Genomic DNA, 22,797 nt, shown 5'->3' on the forward strand with positions numbered 1-22,797 from the left:
CCGCTGCCGGTTGCATCGGCCCCTTCGCCGGTTTCATCTCCGTCCCCTTCCGGGGTAGGAGTGGGCGCGGGTGTGGGCGTGCTGGTATCACTGTTGAAGGTGGCCTCAATATTGCCATCCTCCAGCTGACGGCTCACATCCAGCGTGCCGCGGTCCGAAGAGGTCAGGCCGGTACCGTTCACATCCAGAATCAGGGTCGCTGCAAAGCGAATCTTGTAATCCAGATTGTTGGCAGTACCCAGTGTGACGGAAACACGGCCCTGATACAGGAAGTTCAGTTCGCTCAAGTCGGTCATATCAATGACGGAAATTCCATCCTTGAGCCCATTTTCTTCCAACGCTGTCATCATCTGCTCCAGCGTGTCCTGGGCAGAAATATGGCTGGTCTCTGCCGTCGCCTGCTCCTCTGTCTGTGCCTGCAGTGACAGGAAGCTTCCCGGCGTGGTTGCCTGTCCCTGCGGTATATCGGCTTCCAGCCAGATCAGCCCATCGGGTTGACTGTCACTGGTGCGAAGTACCTTGAGATGATCGCTGAGTACCAGCCATTGGCCTGCGTAATCCATCATAAAGCGCTCGGTAGCCGGCTGTACTTTGACAACCACCGTACCTGGCATCTGGGTGCCCACATCCGCCACGTCCAGATAGGGAAGATTACTGAGCAGGAACTGGGACTTTTCCCGGGCGGAAAAGCCAAACAGGCTGTCGCCTTCCGAAATTCCCAGCAATTCGATGATCTGGTCTTCGGTATAAACACCGGTGTTCGCTGGTGTGGAACCATCGGTGTTTTCAATGCGGAAGTCCGTGACCTTGAACAGCAGATTGACCGAAAGAATGATCCCGCCAACAAGGACTGCAAACACCAGCAGTGCTCCCAGCACAGCGCGCTGGCGACGGCGGCGCAGCTGTTCGGCATGTGTCACGCGGCGCGGCGGACGACGGTTCGGATTCTGACGGTAAGAGGCTTTCTGCGGATTTTGCTGCGGACGGCGAGCCTTGGTGTTTCCCCTGCTGTCCACCCCCTGCTGCGGGCCTGTGCGCTGTCCTGTGGGCTGCTGCACCGGACGGGCGCGTCGGGGCTGTCCGACGGGTTGGGCTTTCTTGGTCAGTCCCAGGCGGCTTTTCATGCTGCGTGGTGCCGGACGTTGGTTTGCGGACGGGGTCGCGGCTGCTTTCTGCCGGCGGCTTCGCTGGTTACGATCCATCCGCGGCCTCCTTTCTGTCGTGAAAATAGAAAAAGGACAATACGCACAAAACGCCCCGCACAGGGTGGGGCGTTGCACTTCTTACCTGCCCGTTTTGACCAGGGCAAGCAGACGTTCTGTAATCATGTCCAGACTGCGAGGCTGGGCCAAGGTGCGTGCCTGACGGCCCATCTCGGCCAGACGTCCCGGGGCAGCCAGCAACTGCTGCACAGTCTCAATCAGTTTTTCGGCGGTCAGGTCCTTCTCTTCAATGACCACCGCTGCGCCGGCCTTCTGCAATTCCAGGGCATTATAATACTGGTGGTTTTCGGCCACATTGGGGCTGGGAATCAGGATGGCGGCACGGCCCATGGCTTCCAGTTCCGCCAGCGTCAGAGCGCCCGAACGGGAAATGACCAGATCGGCTGCGGCCAGCAGTTCCGGCATATTCTTGATATATTCCTTTACCACCAGATTGGGACCGGGCGCAAAACCTTCCTGTTTGGCCAGGTCCTGAAACAGCTGTACCCCACGGCTGCCTGTGGCATGCAGATGCAGCACATTCTGATGGGTCTTCTGTTCCCAGCCGCACAGGGCACCCACCACCTCGTTGATGCGTCGGGCGCCCAGGCTGCCGCCAAAGCTCAGAATCACCGTACGGTCCCCTGCTCCGATGGCAGCGCGGGCGGCCGCCCGGTCCTGGGTCAGGATTTCCGGACGGACAGGGTTGCCTACCACCTGCGTCTTATCCGGAGCGCCCAGTTTTTCCACCGCGGCGGCACTGGCCGCAAAGACCACATCCACATCTTTGGCCAACAGCTTATTGGTGACTCCGGGGAAGGCATTCTGCTCATGAATTGCCGTCTTGATTCCCTTTTTGGCCGCAGCCCGCACCACCGGACCGCTGACATAACCGCCGCAGCCGATGACCAGATCCGGCTGGACCTCCCGAAGGATTGCCGCCGTGCGCGGACCGGACAGGGCCAGATGATAAAGCGCCTGGAAATTGCGGGCAATATTTTTGGGCGTCAGGCGGCGCTGAAAACCATTGATTTCAATATGATGAAAGGGATATCCGGCCGCCGTCACAAGGCCGTACTCCATTCCTTCCCGGCGCCCCGCAAAGTGAATTTCCGCAGACGGATCTGCCTTTTTCAGCGCACCGGCAATGGCCAGCGCAGGATTGATGTGTCCGGCAGTACCGCCGGCGGCGATCAGAACACGCATATGGTTCCCTCTCTTTCCCTCGATACCCAAAAGCGGCGGGTGTCAGCCGCTGACATTTTCCCGCCGGCGATAGACTTTGCGTGTGGGGCTGTTGCCATGCAGGCGACGCATCAGCTCATCCTGGCTGCGTTTCCGCTGCGCCATGATTTTGGCATTTCCCGCCCGTGATACGCTGAGTACGACCCCCATTTCACATAGCAGCAGCAACAAGCTGCTTCCGCCCGATGAGAAGAAGGGCAGGCTGATACCGGTGTTGGGCAAGGTGGCCGTAACCACGCCAATATGACAGAATACCTGCCATGCGATCTGTGCCATCACACCGATGGTCAGCATACTGCCGAAATAGTCCGGCGAGCGCAGGGCAATCAGAATCCCCTGAATGAGCAGGGCCGCAAACAGTCCGATGCAAAGCACCGCACCGATAAAGCCCAACTCTTCACACAGAACAGAAAAGATGAAGTCATTGGTTGCTTCCGGCAGCCACAGCTGTTTCTGACGGCTGTTGCCGATGCCAAGACCGGTCAGGCCGCCCGAAGCAATGGAATACAGGCTCTGGGTTGTCTGATAGCCAAGATCCACATCACTTTCAGCAAACAGGCCCCAGGCACCCAGGCGCTCGTTGGCGACATCATTCCCTTCAGCGGTCAGCATCAGATACAGACCGCCCATGGCCACACCGGCCATCACAGGCATCCAGCGCAGCGCGCAGCCGCCGCACAGAAGCATGGTGCCCAGGATCATACAGATCAGCAGAATGGCAGAGTTATGGGGTTCCATGCGCAGCAGAACCACAATGGGAAGTACCGGCAGGATCGGCATGATCATGCCATGCACCAGGGTCCGCCGTTGTTCATAGTGTTCATCGGTATACAGGGCCACTCCCAGAATAACCGCAAACTTGGCGATTTCCGAAGGCTGGACGTTAATGCCCAGAATATACACCCAGCGATGAACGTTGTTGATCTCCTCACTGAACAGAGCCAGCACCAGCAGGAACATCAGTCCCACATACAGATGTGCATACAGATAGCGCAACGCATGGTAGTCTATGTTGGAAATCACTACCATGAGGAACAGGCCACCCAACGCCAGAATCACCTGTGGTTTTATGTAATGGTAGATATCCCCAAACCGATAATAGGCGGTGACATAGCTGGCTGAAAACAGCATAATCAGCCCATAGCACAAAACCAGCAGCAGGGTGCCCACAAAGCCCCAAGAGACAGGCCCGTGCTCCTCTTTGCGAAAGGCTGCATTCTGTGCAAAACGTACCAGATTGCCGAATGTAATGTCAAAAATGCGTGCAGCGGTCACGGGCAGGTCCCTCCTTTCCTGCAAAGGGAGCGGTGCAGGATGTTACGCAAGATAGATGTACAGAAGCCCCAGCGCCACACCCATAACGGCAATCAGGCTGAAGAAGGCGTCAATGCGGGCCTCTTTCCAGCCGCGCATCTCAAAGGCATGATGGATCGGCGTCATGCGGAAGATGCGCTTGCCATGGGTGGCTTTGTAGTACACGCGCTGGATCACAACGGTCATGGCATCCCAGATAAAGACGATGCCGAAGAACAGGACCAGTTCTGGACGGCCCATCACAAAGGCCAGTGCCGTGACCATTCCCCCCAGGAACATGCTGCCGGTGTCTCCCATGAACACCTTGGCAGGATAAAAATTCCAGACAAGGAAACCGGCACAGGCGGCCGCGGTGGCAGTAGAAAGAACTGCCACATGGTAAAATCCCAGCATGCTGGCTGCCAGCAGGTATCCCAGCATGGACACAAAGGTCACACAGGAGCACAGGCCGTCCAGGCCATCGGTAAGATTCACGGCATTCACAAGGAAAATGATGCCGAAGAAAGCGATGGGATAGTAAAGCAAGCCCAGATTCACCGCACCCACAGCCGGTACCATGATGATGGTGGTCATGAGGCCCAGGCTGTGAAGTCCGGCCATGAAGGCACCGGTGACAACAAACTGCATGACAAGTTTCTGCCACGCCAGAAGGCCCAGATTGCGGTGGCGCACCACCTTGATAAAGTCATCCAGAAATCCGATGACGCCGGAGCCGAAGGCCAGGAACAGCACCAGCAGGCCTCCCTGGACCTGCTGCGGTGCCACCAGTTCCGGCGCCTTGGCCGAAAGTCCGGCATACACCACACCGCAGGCCAACAGAATTCCCAGAATAAAGCACAGGCCGCCCATGGTGGGAGTGCCCTGCTTTTTGTTGTGCCAGGTGGGTCCGTCCTCCCGGATAGTCTGGCCAAAATGCAGGCGGTGCAGCGCCGGGATCAGGAAAAAGCCTGAAACAACAGTAACGCAGAACGCGACAATTGCCGCCGCGATCAGCATCCAGGACACGATCATCCCCATATGGTAATTCCCCCAAAGTTCAGGTTGTAGTCTTATGCGTGGTCGGGAAGTTCCGCGTACAGGCTGTGCAGCATTTCTTCAAACTGCATGGCATGGCTGGCCTTGGCCAGAACCACATCACCGGGGCGCAGATACGACCTTAGATATTCTACTACTTCCTGTGTATTTTGGCAATGCAATGTTGTTACTTTTTCGCCGGCCGCTTCCGCCATGGCGGTGCTGTTGGGGCCGACAGCCAGCAACAAATCCACCACATCGGCGGCCCATTCTCCGGTTTGCCGGTGTGCCTGTTCGGAAGCCGTCCCCAGTTCCAGCATATCCCCCAGCACGGCAATCCGGCGGCCGCCGGGGCCGGGAATCTGGCGCTGCAGGATATCCAGCGCCGCACGCATGCTGTCCGGACTGGCGTTGTAGCAGTCTTCAATGAAGGTGATGCCGCCATGCTGCACGATATTCTGCCGCATACCGGTGGTCTTGTAATCCGAGAGCGCGGCAGCGGCGCGGGCAGGGTCCAGCCCCAGCCGGGTGGCAGCCGCATAAGCTGCCAGAGCATCGCTGACCGTGTGCAGGCCCTGGGTGGGAATATGAACCGCGAAATCGCCATGTTCCGCATCCCGCAGAGTGAAAGCGGTGCCGTCTTTTTCATCCCGGATATCGGCGGCACAGACATCTGCGCCCGTCGCTTTCAGGCTGAACCAGACAGGCTTGAGTCGGGCAGGCAGCGCTGCACTGCGCAGCAGTTCGTCGTCTCCGTTGAGCACAAGCGGAGCACCATCCGGAAGTCCCTGGCAGATTTCCAGCTTCGCCTTCAGTATATTCTCACGGCTGCCGAGATTTTCCAGGTGGGAGACCCCGATCATGGTGATGATCCCGGCGGAAGGACGAGCCGTGCGGGTCAAGCGGGCAATTTCCCCCAGAGCACTCATGCCCATTTCCACCACCGCATACTCGGTGGCGTCTTCCAGACGGAACAGGGTGTTGGGCAGACCGATCTCGTTGTTCTGGTTTCCCTCCGTCTTCAGGGTATTGCCGAAAGCTGACAGTACCGCATAACAGAATTCCTTGGTGGTGGTCTTTCCCACCGAACCGGTGACGCCGATCATGAGCGGACTGAACAGAGTGCGATAGTTGGATGCCATCCGCAGCATGGCCATGTGACTGGACGGGGTCACCACCAGGTGATCTTCCGGCACGCCTTCTACCGGGTGATTGGCAATCACGTACTCCGCCCCGGCCTTATAGGCCGTTTCGGCAAAATCATGGCCATCTACCCGAGCACCGGGAAAGCATACAAAGACGCACCCCGGCTGCACTTTGCGGCTGTCAGTGACAACGGCGGTGATGTCCACCGGCCGCGCCAGAGTCAGGCCGGCCAGCAGTTCATTGGCATGGATCGGTTTCATTCAGTTCCCTCCTCAGTATCCGTCTGGTTCGTGGTATCCGTTTCGCTGGTATCCGATTCATCGGTTTGTGTTGTATCTGTACTGGTTGTGTCAGTCTCTGTCTGGATGGTCACAATGGTGCCGAATTCCGCACTGGAAGAAGCCGCCACATCCTGAGAGACCACCTTACCGTTGGCATCCCCCACCAGCTTGACATTCAGGTTGGCGGACTTGAGCATCTGGCTGGCGAAGGTACCGGTCTTGCCGGTCACGTCCGGCACGGTGGTCAGGCTGCCGGTGGTGGAATCGGTGTAGAAGTAGATGGTGGATCCCGCCGGGACCGAAGTACCCGAATAGGGGTACTGGTAGACGATCTCGCTGCCGGAACCGATGAGCTGATGGCCCAGGCCCAGCTTATTCAGATTGGCCTGCGCCAGAGACCAGCGGGAACCGACGGCATTGGGCACCGTGATACTTTCCGGTTCCACATAGTCAGGGTCCCGGGGAATGCCCAGGTAAGGTGCAATTTCGCTGATAATGTTGCCCACCATGGGAGCCACGATCTGGGAGGCAAAATCTTCCACCCAGCGGGGGTCGTCCAGTACCGCAAAAACCAGAATTTCCGGGTCATCGGCGGGCAGGACAGCCGCAAAGCTGATCTGCTTGTGGTAGTCGCCATCCGAACGCTCGCTGCGGTCCAGCTGTTCAGCAGTACCGGATTTGCCGCCGATGGAGTAGCCGGCCACGTAAACGTTGCGGCAGGAATATCCCTCTTTACCGCCGCCCACGTTGTTTTCCATCATGGCGCACAGCTGCTGACTCACGTCCTCGGAGATGACCTGACGGCGGATGTTGGGCTGAGTCTCGCTGACCACATTGCCCGCGTCATCGGTCATGCTGCCCACCACGTAGGGGGTAACCAGATACCCACCGTTGACCACCGCAGAAACGGCGGTGGCCATCTGGATGGCGGTGAGTTTCTGGGTCTGTCCAAAAGCCGTAGAGTACAGGTCAGTCTTGACCTGCTCCATATCTGCCTGCGTCTTGGAAATGCCCTTGGACTCATAAGGCAGGTCAATGCCGGTGGTCTCATCCAGACCGAATGCCTGGTAATAGTTATAGAAAAACTCCGGGGTCATCAGCTCTGCCACCTGGATGAAATAAAGGTTGCAGCTCTTTTCCAGAGCGCCCGCCATATCCAGCGGCCCGTGAATCGCATCATTGGCGCATCCATAGGTGGTCTCCCACTGCGTCCCTTCATTGACGGTCAGTTTGCCGTTGCAGTAAAACACCTGGCTGGCATCCATCAAACCGGAATCCAGCGCGGAAGCCGCGGTGACCAGCTTGAAGACGGAACCCGGGAAATACAGTTCGGTCACGCTCTTATTCTTCCACTGGGCTTCCCGGATATAACCCTGCAGGGTGGAATACTCCTCGGAACTGAGCACGCCGTCCTCCACAATGGAGGCCACATTGCTTTCTCCCAGGCGGGACTGCAGCAGGTCGATCTCCTCGGCAGTCAGGGTTCCATCCTCCAGAACAGCGGCCATTTCCGGATCCGCAATGGTATAAGGATCATTGGGGTCAAACTGACTCATGGTGGCCATGGAAAGAATGGCGCCCGTGTTCACATCCATGACAATGACTGTACCACGGTTCTTTACACTGTATTCTTTCAGTGCCTGTCCCAGATACTTCTCCACCACCGTCTGTACCTGGTCATCAATGGTCAGGTGCAGGTCATAGCCGTTGACGGGCTCATACACTTCCCCTTCATCATCGGACGTATAACCCCAGGCATTCTGGCTGGTGATCCGACGTCCAGGCGTACCGGCCAGCTCCTCCTGATAGGACTTTTCCAGACCATAGATGCCTTCGCCGTCCGAATTGGTGAAGCCCAGTACCGAAGACAGGAAAGAGCCATAAGGATAGCTGCGGGTCGATGCCTGTTCGGTATAGATGTTCAGAACGGTTTCCCAGTCTTTTTCCTCGTCTCCGTCATTGAGGGGCCGCTTGGTATTGGCATATTCAATGATGGCATCCTTGGTGGGCAAGTCCACCCCACGGGCCAGGACTTTATACTGGCTTTTCGTATCGCTGAGTTTTTCCAGGATGCTTTCCGCTGATGCGCTCCCTCCCAGCAGGTTGGAGATATCCTGGGCTGCCTGCGCAATGTACTTTGCATTGCACCGGGAAGGATCCGCGATGATGTTCCAGACAGTGGTACTCTTGGCCAGGACCTTGCCGGTGGACGTGTAGATGGTCCCACGGGAGGCCGGGATGGTCTCATCCGAAAGCTGCTGTTCCGCCGCTCCGACACGATACTTTTCAGGGTCACGCAGCTGCAGTGCGTACAGCTGGTAGATCAAAAGGCCCATACCAAAAATGATGAACAGCGCCACCAGCATCAATGTGCGCACGCGCAGGGCATTGTTGATGGAGTGCCGTTCATTTTGCCTGTCACGATTGTTCTGCATGGTTGTTTTCCTTCCGTTAGGTACAGGTCATAAAAAGGCAAAAAGCGTGCCCCGACGCGGGATGCACGCTTTTGGGCTTTGCTTACGGTTCAAAACTGCCGATCAGGCTGAGGGCTGCGGTATACAGCCCATCCAGGATTTCATCGGTTTTGGAGTTGCTCTTTTCGATGATGCTTTCGTCGTCCAGGCGGAGATAGGTCACCTGGCTGGGATCGGTCTTGACCAGACCCAGGCGGCTCTGTGCCACCTCATCGATATTGGCGCTGTTGGAAATCTCGTCCATCTTGCCGGACAAATACTCATAGGTGGTCTGTGCGTCGGCCAGTTCCGTACGCTTGGCATCAATATCGCCGGAGATCTCGGTCAGTTTTGCCTGACCTGCCACAATGGCCGTGATCAAGGCCAGAAAAACCACGATCACCAGCACCGATGCAATCTGACGCATGAATTCTTTGGCGCGGCCGAAGTGGAAGTGTCCGCCGCGCACCACACGCACCCGCGGTGCACGGCGGACCGATTGCGCATTGTTGACTTGATATGCTGCCGAAGTCATGGTCAGCACCCCCTCTATCTGTGTTCCAAAAGCAAAGTTGTTGTGCTCAGTTCTTTTCCAGTACCCGCAATTTTGCCGAGCGACTGCGGCGGTTCTCTTCCAGTTCCTCGGCATCTGCCTCAATGGGATGCCGGGTAATCAGAGTGGCTTTGGCCACGCCGCCGCAGGTGCAGATGGGCTGTTCCGGCGGGCAGGTACATTTCTGCGCCCAACGGCGGAACTTGTTCTTCACCAGCCGGTCTTCCAGGCTGTGGAAGGTGATCACGCACAGGCGCCCACCCGGCGCCAGTCTGTCAAACAAAGCTTCCAGGCCTTCATTCAGGGCATCCAGTTCCCCGTTCACCGCGATGCGAACGGCCTGAAACGTGCGGCGCGCCGGATTCTTGCTCTTACGGCGCTCTTTGGGCGGCACGGCGGCCGCCACCAGTTCTGCCAGCTGCAGGGTGGTGGTGATCGGCGTCTGTTCCCGCTGCTGCACGATCTTGCCGGCAATCTGCCAGGCATAGGGCTCTTCCCCGTATTCGCGCAGGATACGGGCGATTTCTTCCCGGGGCAGCGAATTGAGCAGATCCGCCGCGGTGGGGCCCTGCTGACTCATACGCATGTCCAGCGGTGCATCCGCGTGGTAGGAGAAGCCCCGGGAGGCTTCATCCAGCTGATGGCTCGAGACCCCCAGGTCCAGCAAAGCACCGTTGATCTTTTCAATTCCCAGGTCATCCAGCACAGCCGCTGCCTGCCGGAAATTGGCCCTGACCACAAGGGCGGGAAGACCCTTAAGCCTTTCGGTGGCTGTTGCCACCGCATCCGGGTCCTGATCGAGAGCGATCAGCCGCCCTGTGGTCAGGCGTTTGGCAATTTCACGGGAGTGCCCTGCGCCGCCGGCGGTACCATCCAGATAGATACCGGTGGGATCAATCGCCAATCCATCCAGGCAGGGCTGCAGCAATACGGGTATGTGGGAAAATTCCATTTCGATGTCCTTTTGCGCCGTGCGCCTTGTTGTTCAGAAATCCAGAGCTTCCATGGCTGCGGTGAAATCTTCATCCGAAGCAGCCTGATTCTGGTTCCAGGTGTCTGTATTCCAGATTTCGGCAAAGGTCCGGTTCCCGATGATGGTCACATCATGGGACAGGTTTGCGTACTGCCGCAATTCTGCCGGCAGCTGGATGCGCCCCTGCTTGTCCGGGGTGACCTCGGTGGCGGAAGAATACAGCATCCGGCTTACCTGACGGCCTTTGACGAGCCCCTTTTCCGCAATGCGTTCCGCCACCTTTTCAAATTCCGCGGTGGGAAACGCAGCAAGGCAATGATCCAGCCAGCGGGTCACAATAAACGTCTCACCCATGCCGTCACGAAACTTGGCGGGGAAGTTCAACCGTCCTTTGCCGTCGATGGCATAATCGAAGCGGCCCACGAACATGTTGAAAACTCCCTCCTCCCTGCCGATTTTCTCTGTTTTTCGACGTCCAGCCGTTGGAGAGCAGTTGAAAACGCAGTTGAAAACGTTGAAAACTACCCACTTTAACCCTTTTTAAGGTCTTTTTACCCACAGCTGTACCATCATAGTACCAAATTACAGGGCAAAAAGCAAGTCCGCGGGGCAAAAAAACACAGTGGGCAAGGATTTTTCACATCTGAAAACGCCGGGGTGAACGGTGGGGAAAAAATCGGTTCCGGCGCCAAAAAGCAGGCAAACCGTCGGTATTTGTTTTCAGTCCTTTTCTTCGACAGAAGCCGGAAAAAGCAGAACCGCCGGCCGGGAATACCCGGTCGGCGGTTCTGCTTTCACAAACAGGGAGTAACTATGTACTTACTTTTTGGGGCCGCGCAGGCCACGGGCCGCAGCACTGCGCAGATTCATCCTGGTTTTCTTGATATCCGCCACACTGCGGGCCAGGACTTCCTCAGAATTTTTCAGGATGGCCTCGCAGTAAGTGGTGGCACTGCGGTTGATCTCCTTGGCCTGCTCCTGGGCCGTAGAAAGAATCTCCGCCGCGCGCTGCTGCGCACGCCGGACGATCTCCTGGTCCGAAACAAGACCCCGTGCCCGTTCTTCCGCCTGCTGAATGATCCCGTCGGCTTCGGCACGGGCACCTTTCAGGATCTGTTCCCGGTCAGCCACGATCTTTTTGCTGTCGCGAATCTCATCCGGCAGATTGTTGCGCACCTCATCAATGATGTCCCGCATGCGGTCCACATCCACAAAGCGCTTGGAAGGGCTGAAAGGAACGCCTCCGCCTTCTTCCAGCGTTTCTTCCATCAACTCAAGCAATTCTTCCACACTCATGGCTGTCCCTCTCTCTCATAACGGCTGACAAGAATTTTGCCGTACTTGTATTGTTTTACCAGCTGCAGGCTTCCCGCCTGCGGCGGCAGCTCAGCTTCCAGTTCGCTTTCGCACAGAACAACGCCTCCGGGTGCCACACTGCGCTCCAGAAGCGGCAGCACCTTTGCCAGTGTACCGTGGGCAAAGGGCGGGTCCAGCAGGACCAGATCAAACGGGCCGCGGGCGGTGTGCAGGTAGTTGAAGGAATCCCCGCAGGAAATGCGGGCCCGATCCTGTACGCCAGCAGTACGGCAGTTGGCAGTGACAATTTTCACTGCGTCGGGGCTGGCATCCAGAAATGTGCACTGTGCGGCACCGCGGGAAAGGGCTTCTATCCCCAGCTGACCGCTTCCCGCAAACAAATCCAGCACCTGTGCCCCCGGCAGGAGGAACTGTACGCTGGAGAACATGGCCTCCTTCACGCGGTTGATGGTGGGGCGGGTCACGTCTTCGCCCGGAAGGGCGGCCAGATTTTTGCCGCGGGCGGATCCGGCGATCACTCGCATAGCAGCGGCACCTGCCTTTCTTTTCAGTGTTGAAACGAAGGATTCTTCCCTAATCTCATCTATTATGGAGTCTTTGCCCTATCTTGTCAAGTCGAAACGAGTACGAAATACCCGCTCAGGCCCGCAGGGCGTTGTAAATTTTTTCGGCCTTGGCGTGGCTGATGCCCTTGACTTCCTCGAGATCGGAAATGGACGCCGCCTTGACCGCCGCCACCGTCTTGAAATGGGCCAGCAAGGCGGCCGATGTCTTCTCCCCCACCCCGGGCAAGGCCGTCAGGGTGGCTGCGTAAGATTTTTTCTTCATCAGACGCTTGCGGTAATCGTTGGCGTAACGGTGGGTTTCATCCTGAATGGCCGTTACAAAGGTAAAGATATTCCGATGCCGGTTGATGGCGATTTCGCCCCCCGCATCATCTACAATAGCCCGGGTGCGGTGGTGGTCATCCTTGACCATACCGAAGGTGGGAACATTTTCCAGCGCTGTGCCCCGCAGGGCCTGCCGTACCGCAGATACCTGTCCCCTGCCGCCATCAATGAGCAGCAGGTCTGGCAGGGCGGCAAACTGATTGCCGGGGCCGTCCGGCTTATCCCCGCGCCGTGCGGCCTCATACTCAGCAGCACGGCGGCTGAGGGTCTCGGCCAGAGAGGCATAGTCGTCGGTGCCGATGACTTCCCGCATCTTGAACCGGCGATAGCCGCTGCGGTAAGGTTTGCCATCCTTGAACACCACCATGCCGCAAACGCTGGAGCCATCGCCCCAGTTGGAGATATCATAGCTTTCGATCAGGCGGGGCGGCGCTTTCAGACCCAGCACCTGGGCCGCTTCCTCCAGCAGTTTTTCCTCTCTGGTATAACGGCCGCTTTCCCGTCCCAGGCGCTCCACCGCGTTGGTGTAGGCCATGGTGACCAGCTTGGCCACGTCCCCGCGCTGGGGCACATACAGTTCCACCTTGCTGCCCCGGGCCTGGGCCAGCGCCTCGCTGAGGGCTTCGTGAGCCTCTGGCAAGGCATCCACCGCCACCGTCTTGGGGACATACTCGCCGTCCAGATAGTACTGGGGCAGGAATTCTTCCCGCACGTCGGCAATGTCGGTGGTATCATGAAAGACAAACTCCCGCTTATCGGTCAGGCGGCCTTCCCGGTACCGCAGCACGGCGGCACAGACCGCCCGACTGGTGCCGGCAAAGGCCACCACATCCATCTCGGTGCCGCTCTCCATAACAACCTTCTGTCCGGCTGCCACCCGCTCAATGGCGGCGATCTGGTCCCGGAGAATGGCGGCGGATTCAAAGTCCAGACGCTCGGAGGCGGCTTCCATCTTTTCCCGAAGCTGACGCAGGATATCCTTCTTGCCATAGCGGATCATCTGCAAAGCCCCCTGCACGGCCTCATTGTAGGCCTGACAGCTGACCTTGCCGCTGCACACCGCCATGCACTTGCCAATGTGGGCGTTCAGGCAGGGGCGGCCCTTGCCGATATCCCGGGGAAATTCCTTGTTGCAGCGGGGCAGCAGAAAGCAGTTCTGGGCCGTTTCCACCATCTCCCGCACCGCGAAAGAGGATGTGAATGGGCCGATGTAATCCGCGTTTTCATCATCTTTCTGCAAAGCGGCCGAGATGCGGGGCCAGTCCCCTTTCGTGATCTTGACATAGCTGTACCCTTTGTCATCCTTGAGCAGGATGTTGTATTTGGGGGTATGCGCCTTGATCTGGCTGGCTTCCAGCACCAGGGCTTCAAACTCGCTCTGGCAGACGATCACATCAAACGTGAAGGCGTGGTTAATCATCTGGGTGACCTTGGCATCGTGGGGCACGCCTTCCCGGAAATACTGGGAAACACGGGTCCGCAGGCGCTTGGCCTTGCCGATATAGATGATCTCATCCGATTTGTCACGGATGATATAGACCCCCGGCAGAAGCGGCAGCATACAGGCTTTTTTGTACAGTTCTTGCTTGGTCATGAAAACACCTTGGAAAATAGAATAAGGCCGGGTGGTTACCCCACCCGGCCGAAGAGAATCATGGGATTATTCAGAGAAGCCGGAGTTGACCAGCTTGACCAGACCGTCGACAGCGGCCTGCTCGTCGGTGCCGTCCGCAATGATGCGGATGGTGGTGCCGCCAACGATGCCCAGGCTCAGAACGCCCAACAGGGACTTGGCGTTGACGCGGCGCTCCTCTTTCTCGACCCAGATAGAGGATTTGTACTCGTTGGCCTTCTGGATGAAGAACGTAGCCGGACGAGCGTGCAGACCAACCTGATTCTCAACGGTAACTTCTTTAACGTACATAGCTATTCTCTCCTACTTTGTGAAAATAATACGCCCAAGCTTTTCTACCGCGGGCAAGTGTCAGGCGGTGTTTGCACTAAAGGTAGCCGCCCGGATGATTTTATTTTATCCCATTTGTTCGACTTTGTACAGTGGAAAACAGCAAATTTGTCAGGATTCCGCATTTCCGACAAACCTCGCGCCCGTTCTTTGTACATTTTAACCAGTTTATTTTCAACACTGTTGTGAATCAGCACAAAAAAGTCAGTTTTCTGATTTTTCCTCTTCAGTTTTTCTCGGTGCATAGATGAATTTCAGTTCCCGACAAAACTGCACAGCGGCCGGATTTTCGGCCGGATCATACACCTTTTCCACACTGTCAAACCGATATCCCATACGCAGATACAGTGCCAGGGCCGGAAGGTTGACATCCAGCACAAACAGATGGGGCGCCGCATGCTCCGACAGTTTTTTTCTGGCAAATTCCAGCAAAAGTGCACCGATGCCCTGCCCCTGGGATTCGGGGCGGACATACAGCCGGCCGATCTCCCCCGTCTTGTGGCAGACCCCTATCAGGGCGTCCGGCACGCCGGCAGTGCTGTGCAGGTAGAAGGCCCACCCGGCGGCACGATCAGCCTGCAGCTCGGCACGCATAGCCTGGGGCGTATGCTGGGCCACATACTCTGCGGTACACACAGGCGCGCACATGGCCTGCCAGGACGCAGCATACACCTGCGCTGCTGCATCCAGGGCTGCGTCTGTGCGGATCAGTTCAGCGCGCTCATTGCGCTTCCAGCGGCGAGGATGCAAGGGATGGCGCAGGCACCAGTCTTTATACAGGTCCGGACGGCGGGCCGCCGTGCGGGCATGGGCCTGACGGGAACGCCATGTGGTGATTTTCCCGTGATCCCCGGTGAGCAGCACCGGCGGAACAGGTCGGCCTTCCCATACTTCCGGACGGGTATACTGGGGATATTCCAGCAGGCCATCCCAGTGGCTTTCTTCCTGGTAGCCCTGTTCTTCGGCCAGTACACCGGGCTGCAGGCGCAGCACACTATCCGCCACCACCAGGCTGGCCAGTTCCCCACCGGTGAGGACATAGTCACCGATGGAAATTTCCTCGTCAGCAAAGGCCTCAATGACCCGTTCGTCGATGCCCTCGTAGTGGCCGCAGACCAGGGTCAGGGAATCACATTGAGCCAGACGCTTGGCTATCTGCTGGTTATATGGCTGGCCACCCGCCGTCATAAAAACAATATGCGGGCGAGGGCGGCCCTGTGCCTCACATTGGCGGATTACGTCCCGCAGGCAATCGGCAATGGGCTGGGCATACAGCACCATGCCACAGCCGCCGCCGTAGGGGTAGTCATCGGTCTGTTTCTGCTTGTTGGTGGTGTAATCCCGAATCTGATGGCAGTGGGCCTCAAACAAGCCTTTATCCGCCGCACGCCCCAGAATGCTGGCCCCAAGAAAACTCTGGCAAAGCTCCGGAAAGAGCGTTACGATATCAATGCGCATGGCTCACTCCTCATCCCCGTTGACTGGCTGATCGAACATGCCGGGAATGGGACGCACATACACCTTCCGCGCCTCCAGATCCACCCGGTCCAGGAATTCCGGTACAGCAGGAAACAGCGCCGTGCTGCCGTCCTCCCGACGGACGGTATAGATGTCATGAGCAGCCGGGTGGTCAATTTCGGTGACAGTCCCGTACACGATGTCGGTATCCGCATCCACGACCGCACACCCCAACAAGTCATCAATGAAATAGCGGCCTTTTGGCAGTCTGGCATCCTGTTTGGCAAAGTAGTAGGTATGCCCCACCCGTGCACGGGCCGCATCCATGGTATCCACACCGCCCAGACGCACCAGCAGCATGTTGCCCTGGGCACGCACCCCCAGCAGCGGGGTTTCGCCCGCGCCCTGGGCTGAAGTGTACACCCGCTTGATGCGGGCCAGGAAGGCAGCACCGTCACACAAGGGCTGGGCTTTCATTTCACCACGCACACCATGGGTGGTGACAACCTTGAAAGCCGGGAGAAAATCAGACATGAGTAAACCTCCAAAAAGACAATCAGTAAAAAAGCACTTTGCCCGGGGGCAAAGTGCTTGCGGAAAGCAATGGAGTGTCAGTCGATCTCCACCACAACTTTTTCGCCCTGGCGGACGGCAGCGGCACGCATGACCACGCGAATCGCCTTGGCGATGCGGCCCTGTTTGCCGATCACACGGCCCATATCGTTTTCGGCCACGCTCAGGTGGTAGACGACGGTGCCGTCCTCACGCGCAGGGTCAACCGTGACCCGCACCGCGTCCTTGTCTTCCACAAGACCGCGGGCAACGGCAATCAGCAGTTCCTGCATCTGGGGTCCCTCCCTTACGCTTAGACAGGTTACAGGATCTCGGCCTTCTTCAGCAGAACGCGAACGGTGTCGGTCGGCTGAGCGCCGTTGGCCAGCCACTGCTTGGCCTTCTCGGCGTCGATCTTGACCACAGAGGGCTCGGTGGTGGGATCATAGTAGCCGATCTCCTCAATGAAGCGGCCGTCACGAGCGAAACGGCTGTCAGCGACAACAACGCGATAGAAGGGGTTCTTCTTGGCGCCCAGGCGGCGCAGACGAATCTTGACCATGATGTGTTTCCTCCAAAAAAGTCATTATTGATTTGACGGCCCGGACGGGGCCTGTTTTATATATCCACCCCGTATCCGGGAGAGATAACCTTGTGTTTACCGCAGGCCTTTAAGACCGCCCAGCCCACCCAGGCTGCGCATAAAGCCCTTGGGATTCCGCTTGGCCTTTTTCATCAGCTTTTGCATCATCTCAAACTGACGAAGCAGCTTGTTGACCTCTTCCACCGTACGGCCGCTGCCCGCCGCAATGCGGCGTTTGCGCTTGGGGTTGATGATGGAAGGATGCTCCCGCTCTGCCGGCGTCATGGAATAGATGATGGCTTCGATATGGGCCATGGCCTTATCATCAATCTGATCGAGATCGATCTGGTTGCCGCCGGGCAACATTCCCAGCAGTGCGGCCGCACCGCCCATCTTTTTGATCTGGGAGAACTGGGCCAGCATATCGTTCAGATCGAATTTATTTTCCATCATGCGCCGGGCTGCCTGTTCGGCAGCCTTATCGTCCTGTACGGACTGCGCACGCTCGATAAGCGAAAGGACATCGCCCATGCCCAGGATGCGGCTGGACATACGGGCGGGATAGAAGGGTTCAAGAGCGTCCAGCTTTTCGCCGGTGCCCTGGAAGTAGATAGGTTTACCGGTAACAGCCAGAACCGACAAGGCTGCACCGCCGCGGGTGTCACCGTCGGTCTTGGTCAGGATAACACCGCTGATGCCCACCTTTTCATTGAAGGTCTTGGCCACATTGACGGCTTCCTGACCGGCCATGGCATCCACGACCAGCAGGGTCTCGTCCACTTCCACCGCTTCTTTGATGCGCACCAGCTCGCCCATGAGCGCATCGTCGATCTGCAGGCGGCCGGCGGTATCCAGAATCACGATGTCATTTCCGTGGTCGCGGGCATACGCCATGGCCTTGGCGGCGATGATCTCGGGCTTTTCAGTGCCCATCTCAAACACCGGCACCCCGGCCTGCTGGCCGACGATACGCAGCTGATCAATGGCGGCGGGACGATAAATATCGCAGGCCACCAGCAGCGGCCGACGGCCCTGGCCGCGGTAATACTTGCCCAGCTTGGCAGCATGGGTGGTTTTACCGTTGCCTTGCAGGCCGCACATCATGATGACGGTCTGTCCCTTGTTTTTGATGTGCAGGGTCTGGGGTTCGTCACCGCCCATCAGCCGGGTCAGTTCCTCGTTGACGATCTTGACCACCTGCTGGGCGGGGGTCAGGCTTTCCATGACCTCCTGCCCCATGGCACGTTCGGAAACCTGCGCACAGAAATCTTTGGCAACCTTGTAGTTGACGTCAGCTTCCAGCAGCGCCATGCGTACTTCCCGCATGGCCGCCTTGATGTCTGCTTCATTCAGTTTGCCCTTGCCGCGCAGTTTTTTGAACACGCCCGAAAGGCGTTCGCTCAATGATTCAAATGCCACGGTGTGTTCCCTCCCTGTGGTCAGGTATTCAGACGTTTGAGAATAGCCAGGATCTCGTCCGTATCCCGGGTGATCTGCGGCACCGGCGTAAACAGGCCGGTGTTGCAGCAGCGGATTTCCATGACAAGCTGTTCCAGGCGGGCGAGATCGGCACGCTGGGCCGCGTCCTTTTCAGCATAGCCCAGGTTCTGCTCCATCTCGGTCAGCGTCGCTTCGCCATGTTTGATGGCATCCCGCACGCCCTGACGGGTGATGCCGTAATTTTCGGCAATCTCTGCCAGGGACAGGTCCTGATCATAATATTCGGTCAGGATGGCGCGCTGTTTTTCGGTCAGGACAGGGCCGTAATAATCCAGCAGCACCGAAAACGTCAGGTTTTTCTGGCTTTTGGGGGCCACGGCGGCGCCTCCTTCCCTTCGACAATGTAAAGTATTTTTCTTTACAGCAGATGAATTATAACACTCCGGGTCATTCCTGTCAAGCAAAATTCTGTGTCTGACGTAATTTTTTCCCCGGCACCAAACCTAAAGATCCTCCATTCCGGGATTTTCTATCCCGAAAAAGGTGCAAAGCCTGCCGTTTTATGATATAATAATGAAGTATCTGACAAAAAGCATCCAATTTTCCCGAAAGGACGGTGGAAGGCCATGGCCATCCTGCAAAGCTATTATCAGGATGTATATAAATGTCCGGTGGTTCGCCTGTCCAGATATTCGGGGCGCCACGGTCTGCCCAGCGCCATTCTGGCATACCTGGATTTCGGCGGAGCGACCGGGACCTGCAAGGACGGCGTTGCAGAAACGATGCTAGCCTTTGCCACTGAACGCGGTACACTGAAGCCCGGTATGCCGGTGGTGGAAGCCAGTTCCGGCAGTTTTGGGGCTGCGCTGGCCGTGTCCTGCGCCACCACAGGACATCCCTGCATCCTGGTAGTGCCCAGCAGCCTGCCGCTCTCCCGCCGCCAGCATCTGCAAAATCTGGGGGCGCGAATTGTGGTGTGCAGCGGCGGCGGGCGCAAAGCCCTGGAACGGGTAGCGGCCGACACCGCCAAGCGATACAACGGATACTACACCAACTATTTTGCCAACGATGACAACCCGGAATACCACCGCCGTGTGACAGGCCCCCAGATCCTGAAGGCCTGCAACGACTCCATCGATGCCGTGGTGATTGGTGTGGGCAGCGGCGGCACCATCACCGGTGTGGCCGAATACCTGAAAGCCTGGAACAGCATGATCCGCATTGTGGCGGTGGAACCCAGCGAATGTGCCGCCATTTCAGGCGGGTACATCGGGCATCACGGTATTTCCGGCATCGGGCCCGGATTTATACCGGAAAACTACAACCCCTATGTGGTTGATACGGTACTGACCGTGAGCACCGCTGATGCAGAACGCGCCGCCCGGGAGGTTTTGTTCTTTGATGGCGTGCCGGCCTGCACCAGCGCCGGGGCCACTCTGGCAGCTGCCGTACAGCTCATCGGCACCGGGAAGTCCACCCGGCCGCTTTGTGTTTTTGCGGGACGTCATACATATGGATGACCAAAAGCTGTAAGGCACTTTTGCTTTACAGGGCCATCTGGCAGCCCCCGCTCTTCCCCTCTCCTCGATATCTTTCAGCAGCCCTCGGGTCTTTTGGCCCGGGGGCTGTCTGCTTTTCACGTCCGGAATAGCATACAGCCTCTTTTTCCGGCATAGGGTTTGGCAAAACGATCCTATGCAAGGGAGGTTTGTGTATGAAAGGCGACCCCGAAGAGCGTGCGGTGGAGGTGGGGCGGTATCTGGTGCGCAGCGGTGCAACAGTGCGGGCGGCAGCACGGGTATTTGGCGTAAGCAAAAGCACCGTCTGGAAAGATCAGACACGGCTGCGGCGCCTGAATCCCGGTCTGTGGGCAGAGGTGCGAAAGGTACTGCAAAAAAACAAAGCCGAGCGCCATCTGCGCGGCGGTGAAGCCACCCGCTGCAAGTATCTGCAGGATGCGCGATGCCGCCATCCGCCCGACTTCACAAAAGTTTGACAGTCGCTTTACAGGGGGTTGCGCGGCTGTACCCTGGACAGTATAATAAAAGCAAGATGTGCATCCGTGCCGGACTGTTTGCCGGTACAAGAAAGGTTGTGTGGAACGATGAAACGCACCGATTATATCAGCTGGGACGAATATTTCATGGGCATTGCCCTGCTGTCCGCCATGCGAAGCAAGGACAGTAACAGTCAGGTGGGGGCGTGCATCGTCAGTCCCGAAAACAAGATTTTGTCTCTGGGGTACAACGGCATGCCCACTGGGTGCAACGATGACGACATGCCCTGGGAACGGGAAGGTCCGGCATTGGAGACCAAATACATGTATGTCTGTCATGCCGAACTCAATGCCATTCTGAACTCCGCCCACAGCGATCTGCGGGGAGCCCGGGTATATGTGACCTTGTTCCCCTGCAACGAATGCGCCAAGAGCATCATTCAGAGCGGAATCAAGGAGATTGTATATCTTTCGGACAAATACCATGATGCCGATATGAGCATCGCCAGCCGCCGCCTTCTGCGCATGGCGGGGGTCAGCTTCCGGGCCTACCAGCCCACAGGACGCCAGATCACCTTTACAGTCTGACAAAGGGGACGTTCAGGAATGAAAACTACCATCATCGGCATTGCCGGGGGCACCGGCAGCGGCAAAAGCACCCTGACGGCACGGCTGCGGGAACACTTTGGCGAACATGAAGTGAGTGTCATCAACCACGACAGCTACTACAAACGTCACGATGAACTGCCCTATGAAGAGCGCTGCAAGCTCAATTACGATCACCCTGATTCCTTTGACACCGACTTGCTGGTCGAGCACCTGCGCGCCCTGCGGCGCGGTGAAACGGTCCAGGTGCCGGTGTATAACTACTCCATTCATAACCGCAGCGATAAAACGGTGACGGTCTCCCCCGCGCCGGTCATTATTGTGGAGGGGATCCTGATCTTTGATTCTGCCGAACTGTGCAGCATGATGGATCTGAAGGTCTTTGTGGACACAGATGCGGATGTTCGCATTCTGCGGCGCATCGTCCGCGATGTGAAATCCCGGGGACGCACCCTGGACAGCGTAGTGAAGCAGTATCTGACCACCGTCAAACCCATGCATGAACAGTTTGTCGAGCCAAGCAAGCGAAAAGCCGACCTGATTGTGCCGGAAGGCGGACGCAACGAAGTGGCCCTGGATATGTTGATCAAATGGGTCGATAATCATTTACAGACCAACTGAACAAAAAGCCCGATGCCTCTCAGGAGACACCGGGCTTTCCTTATTATATAGCGGACAGTATAAACCGCTCAGGCGCTTTCCTGGGCATAGACCAGCTGTCCCAGTTCCTGCATAGCGGCCACCACAGCCGGCGGAAAATCCACGTTCTGGTCGCCCTGGTCGGTCATGCAGCAAAGAATGTAAGGGTGTTCCGCATACACAATGGCAAAGTCATGGAAGGCATAATCCCAGCTGCCATACTTTTTGGCAGCTTCCACCCCTTCCGGTATGTACAGCGCCGTGTGTTCTGCATCCAGGAAGCAGTCCATCAGCTGCAGCGAGGTGCTGGTTTCCGTTCCGAAATACTGATAAAGTGCCTGCATCAGCAGACCGGCATCGGATACATTCATAATGCCCTGGATGCCGTCCTCCTCGGTCATGGAACAGGTATATGGAGCATGAAACCCAAGATCGGCCAGGAAATCACAGAATCCGCTCCCTTCATTTGCCGGCCATGTTGCCACCAGCATGTCCATGGCGTTGTTATCACTGACTGTGATCATCGCATACATGACATCCCAGGCCGGGATCATGGAAACGCCGTCATAGGCATTCAGTTTGGTGCCGGCCAGTGTGCCGAAGGAGAAGGTATTCCGCACATCCCCCTCCATATCCAGCACGCCTTGCTCCGCCTGCTCACACAGCCACAGTGCATACGCCGCTTTCAGCGTGCTGGCCGGGTAATATTCTGTTTCCGTATTATATGTATACACGGCTTCGGTTTCCAGGTCCTTCGCATACACAGAAAAGCCGCTTGGCTGCTGTGCGCAGAAAGCATCCAGCGTTTCCACATCCCACCCCGCAAAGGGTGTGGCCGTTACAGCCGGTGTTGCCACGGCTTCCGGCTCATCCTCCGGCTCACTGACCGGCGTGGGCAGACTTTCCGAAAGTTGTGTACTGGCCGTCTGCATTGTATCCGTTTCTTTTCCTGGCTGCAGCAGAGGAATCAGTTCCCGTGCGGTAAAAGCCAGCACCACTGCAGCCGCCGCCAGCCCCAAAAGCGCCAGACCGGACCGCGGCTTTTTGGTTTTTGTTGACATCATCATCCACATCCTTCACCCATCTATTGTATCCCACACGGTTCCATATAGCAATAATACCTTTCGATTGTATCGGTTTTGTTTGCAAAATGTGTGAAAATGGTGCAACCG

The 22,797-nt window shown here is 57.3% G+C and carries 24 protein-coding genes; 4 read left to right on the top strand and 20 right to left on the bottom strand.

Features of this window, described 5'->3' with window-relative positions:
- The 19 genes from Q0K17_RS03700 to Q0K17_RS03790 form a co-directional block, all read right to left on the bottom strand.
- A partial coding sequence (locus tag Q0K17_RS03700; protein WP_294540082.1) for an FtsQ-type POTRA domain-containing protein occupies window positions 1–1,202 on the bottom strand: 1,202 nt, incomplete at its 3' end.
- An 81-nt stretch (window positions 1,203–1,283) separates the two neighbouring features.
- Window positions 1,284–2,408: an undecaprenyldiphospho-muramoylpentapeptide beta-N-acetylglucosaminyltransferase gene (gene murG / locus Q0K17_RS03705; RefSeq protein ID WP_294540084.1), complete on the bottom strand. Its 1,125-nt coding sequence runs from the start codon at window positions 2,406–2,408 to the stop codon at window positions 1,284–1,286.
- Window positions 2,409–2,450: 42 nt separating this feature from the next.
- Window positions 2,451–3,722 carry a putative peptidoglycan glycosyltransferase FtsW gene (locus Q0K17_RS03710; RefSeq protein WP_294540086.1) on the bottom strand — a complete coding sequence of 424 codons (1,272 nt, stop codon included), beginning with the start codon at window positions 3,720–3,722 and terminating at the stop codon, window positions 2,451–2,453.
- 42 nt (window positions 3,723–3,764) lie between these two features.
- Entirely contained in the window at window positions 3,765–4,778 is a 1,014-nt protein-coding gene (mraY, locus tag Q0K17_RS03715; RefSeq protein WP_294540088.1) for a phospho-N-acetylmuramoyl-pentapeptide-transferase, read from the bottom strand.
- Between the two features lie 32 nt (window positions 4,779–4,810).
- On the bottom strand, window positions 4,811–6,181 hold the full coding sequence (gene murF / locus Q0K17_RS03720; protein ID WP_294540090.1) for a UDP-N-acetylmuramoyl-tripeptide--D-alanyl-D-alanine ligase: 1,371 nt from the start codon (window positions 6,179–6,181) through the stop codon (window positions 4,811–4,813).
- On the bottom strand, window positions 6,178–8,637 hold the full coding sequence (locus Q0K17_RS03725) for a penicillin-binding transpeptidase domain-containing protein (protein WP_294540091.1): 2,460 nt from the start codon (window positions 8,635–8,637) through the stop codon (window positions 6,178–6,180). Before Q0K17_RS03725 ends, murF begins: the two co-directional genes overlap by 4 nt.
- 82 nt (window positions 8,638–8,719) lie before the next feature.
- The gene (locus Q0K17_RS03730; RefSeq protein WP_294540093.1) at window positions 8,720–9,190 is read right to left on the bottom strand and encodes a hypothetical protein; all 471 of its coding nucleotides are present in this window, start codon (window positions 9,188–9,190) and stop codon (window positions 8,720–8,722) included.
- A gap of 46 nt (window positions 9,191–9,236) precedes the next feature.
- Window positions 9,237–10,160: a 16S rRNA (cytosine(1402)-N(4))-methyltransferase RsmH gene (gene rsmH / locus Q0K17_RS03735; protein WP_294540095.1), complete on the bottom strand. Its 924-nt coding sequence runs from the start codon at window positions 10,158–10,160 to the stop codon at window positions 9,237–9,239.
- Window positions 10,161–10,193: 33 nt separating this feature from the next.
- Window positions 10,194–10,610 carry a division/cell wall cluster transcriptional repressor MraZ gene (gene mraZ, locus Q0K17_RS03740; protein WP_294540097.1) on the bottom strand — a complete coding sequence of 139 codons (417 nt, stop codon included), beginning with the start codon at window positions 10,608–10,610 and terminating at the stop codon, window positions 10,194–10,196.
- Between the two features lie 390 nt (window positions 10,611–11,000).
- On the bottom strand, window positions 11,001–11,477 hold the full coding sequence (locus Q0K17_RS03745) for an HrpE/YscL family type III secretion apparatus protein (protein ID WP_294540099.1): 477 nt from the start codon (window positions 11,475–11,477) through the stop codon (window positions 11,001–11,003).
- Window positions 11,474–12,022 carry a 16S rRNA (guanine(966)-N(2))-methyltransferase RsmD gene (gene rsmD, locus Q0K17_RS03750; protein ID WP_294540101.1) on the bottom strand — a complete coding sequence of 183 codons (549 nt, stop codon included), beginning with the start codon at window positions 12,020–12,022 and terminating at the stop codon, window positions 11,474–11,476. The genes Q0K17_RS03745 and rsmD overlap by 4 nt, the downstream gene beginning before the upstream one ends.
- 115 nt (window positions 12,023–12,137) lie before the next feature.
- Window positions 12,138–13,982, bottom strand: coding sequence for an excinuclease ABC subunit UvrC (gene uvrC / locus Q0K17_RS03755; protein ID WP_294540103.1), 1,845 nt, complete (start codon window positions 13,980–13,982; stop codon window positions 12,138–12,140).
- A gap of 66 nt (window positions 13,983–14,048) precedes the next feature.
- Window positions 14,049–14,312, bottom strand: a complete 264-nt coding sequence (locus tag Q0K17_RS03760; RefSeq protein ID WP_113999630.1) for an HPr family phosphocarrier protein — start codon at window positions 14,310–14,312, stop codon at window positions 14,049–14,051.
- Window positions 14,313–14,555: 243 nt separating this feature from the next.
- Complete coding sequence (trmD, locus tag Q0K17_RS03765) at window positions 14,556–15,809, bottom strand: tRNA (guanosine(37)-N1)-methyltransferase TrmD (protein ID WP_294540106.1); 1,254 nt, start codon at window positions 15,807–15,809, stop codon at window positions 14,556–14,558.
- Window positions 15,810–15,812: 3 nt separating this feature from the next.
- Window positions 15,813–16,343: a ribosome maturation factor RimM gene (rimM, locus tag Q0K17_RS03770; RefSeq protein ID WP_294540108.1), complete on the bottom strand. Its 531-nt coding sequence runs from the start codon at window positions 16,341–16,343 to the stop codon at window positions 15,813–15,815.
- A gap of 77 nt (window positions 16,344–16,420) precedes the next feature.
- Window positions 16,421–16,654 carry a KH domain-containing protein gene (locus Q0K17_RS03775; protein ID WP_204645596.1) on the bottom strand — a complete coding sequence of 78 codons (234 nt, stop codon included), beginning with the start codon at window positions 16,652–16,654 and terminating at the stop codon, window positions 16,421–16,423.
- A gap of 29 nt (window positions 16,655–16,683) precedes the next feature.
- On the bottom strand, window positions 16,684–16,926 hold the full coding sequence (gene rpsP, locus Q0K17_RS03780; protein WP_204645819.1) for a 30S ribosomal protein S16: 243 nt from the start codon (window positions 16,924–16,926) through the stop codon (window positions 16,684–16,686).
- A gap of 93 nt (window positions 16,927–17,019) precedes the next feature.
- Window positions 17,020–18,363 carry a signal recognition particle protein gene (gene ffh, locus Q0K17_RS03785; RefSeq protein WP_294540112.1) on the bottom strand — a complete coding sequence of 448 codons (1,344 nt, stop codon included), beginning with the start codon at window positions 18,361–18,363 and terminating at the stop codon, window positions 17,020–17,022.
- 20 nt (window positions 18,364–18,383) lie between these two features.
- On the bottom strand, window positions 18,384–18,761 hold the full coding sequence (locus Q0K17_RS03790) for a sigma factor-like helix-turn-helix DNA-binding protein (protein WP_294540114.1): 378 nt from the start codon (window positions 18,759–18,761) through the stop codon (window positions 18,384–18,386).
- A 249-nt stretch (window positions 18,762–19,010) separates the two neighbouring features.
- Here Q0K17_RS03790 and Q0K17_RS03795 point away from each other — a divergent pair, with 249 nt between their 5' ends.
- The 4 genes from Q0K17_RS03795 to udk all read left to right on the top strand — a co-directional run bounded on the left by Q0K17_RS03795 (window position 19,011) and on the right by udk (window position 21,607).
- Entirely contained in the window at window positions 19,011–19,904 is an 894-nt protein-coding gene (locus Q0K17_RS03795; RefSeq protein ID WP_294540116.1) for a cysteine synthase family protein, read from the top strand.
- A gap of 194 nt (window positions 19,905–20,098) precedes the next feature.
- Window positions 20,099–20,380: a sporulation transcriptional regulator SpoIIID gene (locus Q0K17_RS03800; protein WP_294540118.1), complete on the top strand. Its 282-nt coding sequence runs from the start codon at window positions 20,099–20,101 to the stop codon at window positions 20,378–20,380.
- A 108-nt stretch (window positions 20,381–20,488) separates the two neighbouring features.
- Window positions 20,489–20,968 carry a dCMP deaminase family protein gene (locus Q0K17_RS03805; RefSeq protein ID WP_294540120.1) on the top strand — a complete coding sequence of 160 codons (480 nt, stop codon included), beginning with the start codon at window positions 20,489–20,491 and terminating at the stop codon, window positions 20,966–20,968.
- 18 nt (window positions 20,969–20,986) lie between these two features.
- Window positions 20,987–21,607: a uridine kinase gene (udk, locus tag Q0K17_RS03810; protein ID WP_294540122.1), complete on the top strand. Its 621-nt coding sequence runs from the start codon at window positions 20,987–20,989 to the stop codon at window positions 21,605–21,607.
- A 68-nt stretch (window positions 21,608–21,675) separates the two neighbouring features.
- On the opposite strand, the gene Q0K17_RS03815 is transcribed toward udk, so the two are convergent.
- Window positions 21,676–22,689: a serine hydrolase gene (locus tag Q0K17_RS03815; protein ID WP_294540124.1), complete on the bottom strand. Its 1,014-nt coding sequence runs from the start codon at window positions 22,687–22,689 to the stop codon at window positions 21,676–21,678.
- Window positions 22,690–22,797: the final 108 nt, after the last annotated feature.

The organism is uncultured Gemmiger sp., from assembly GCA_944388105.1.
GTDB lineage: Bacteria > Bacillota > Clostridia > Oscillospirales > Ruminococcaceae > Gemmiger.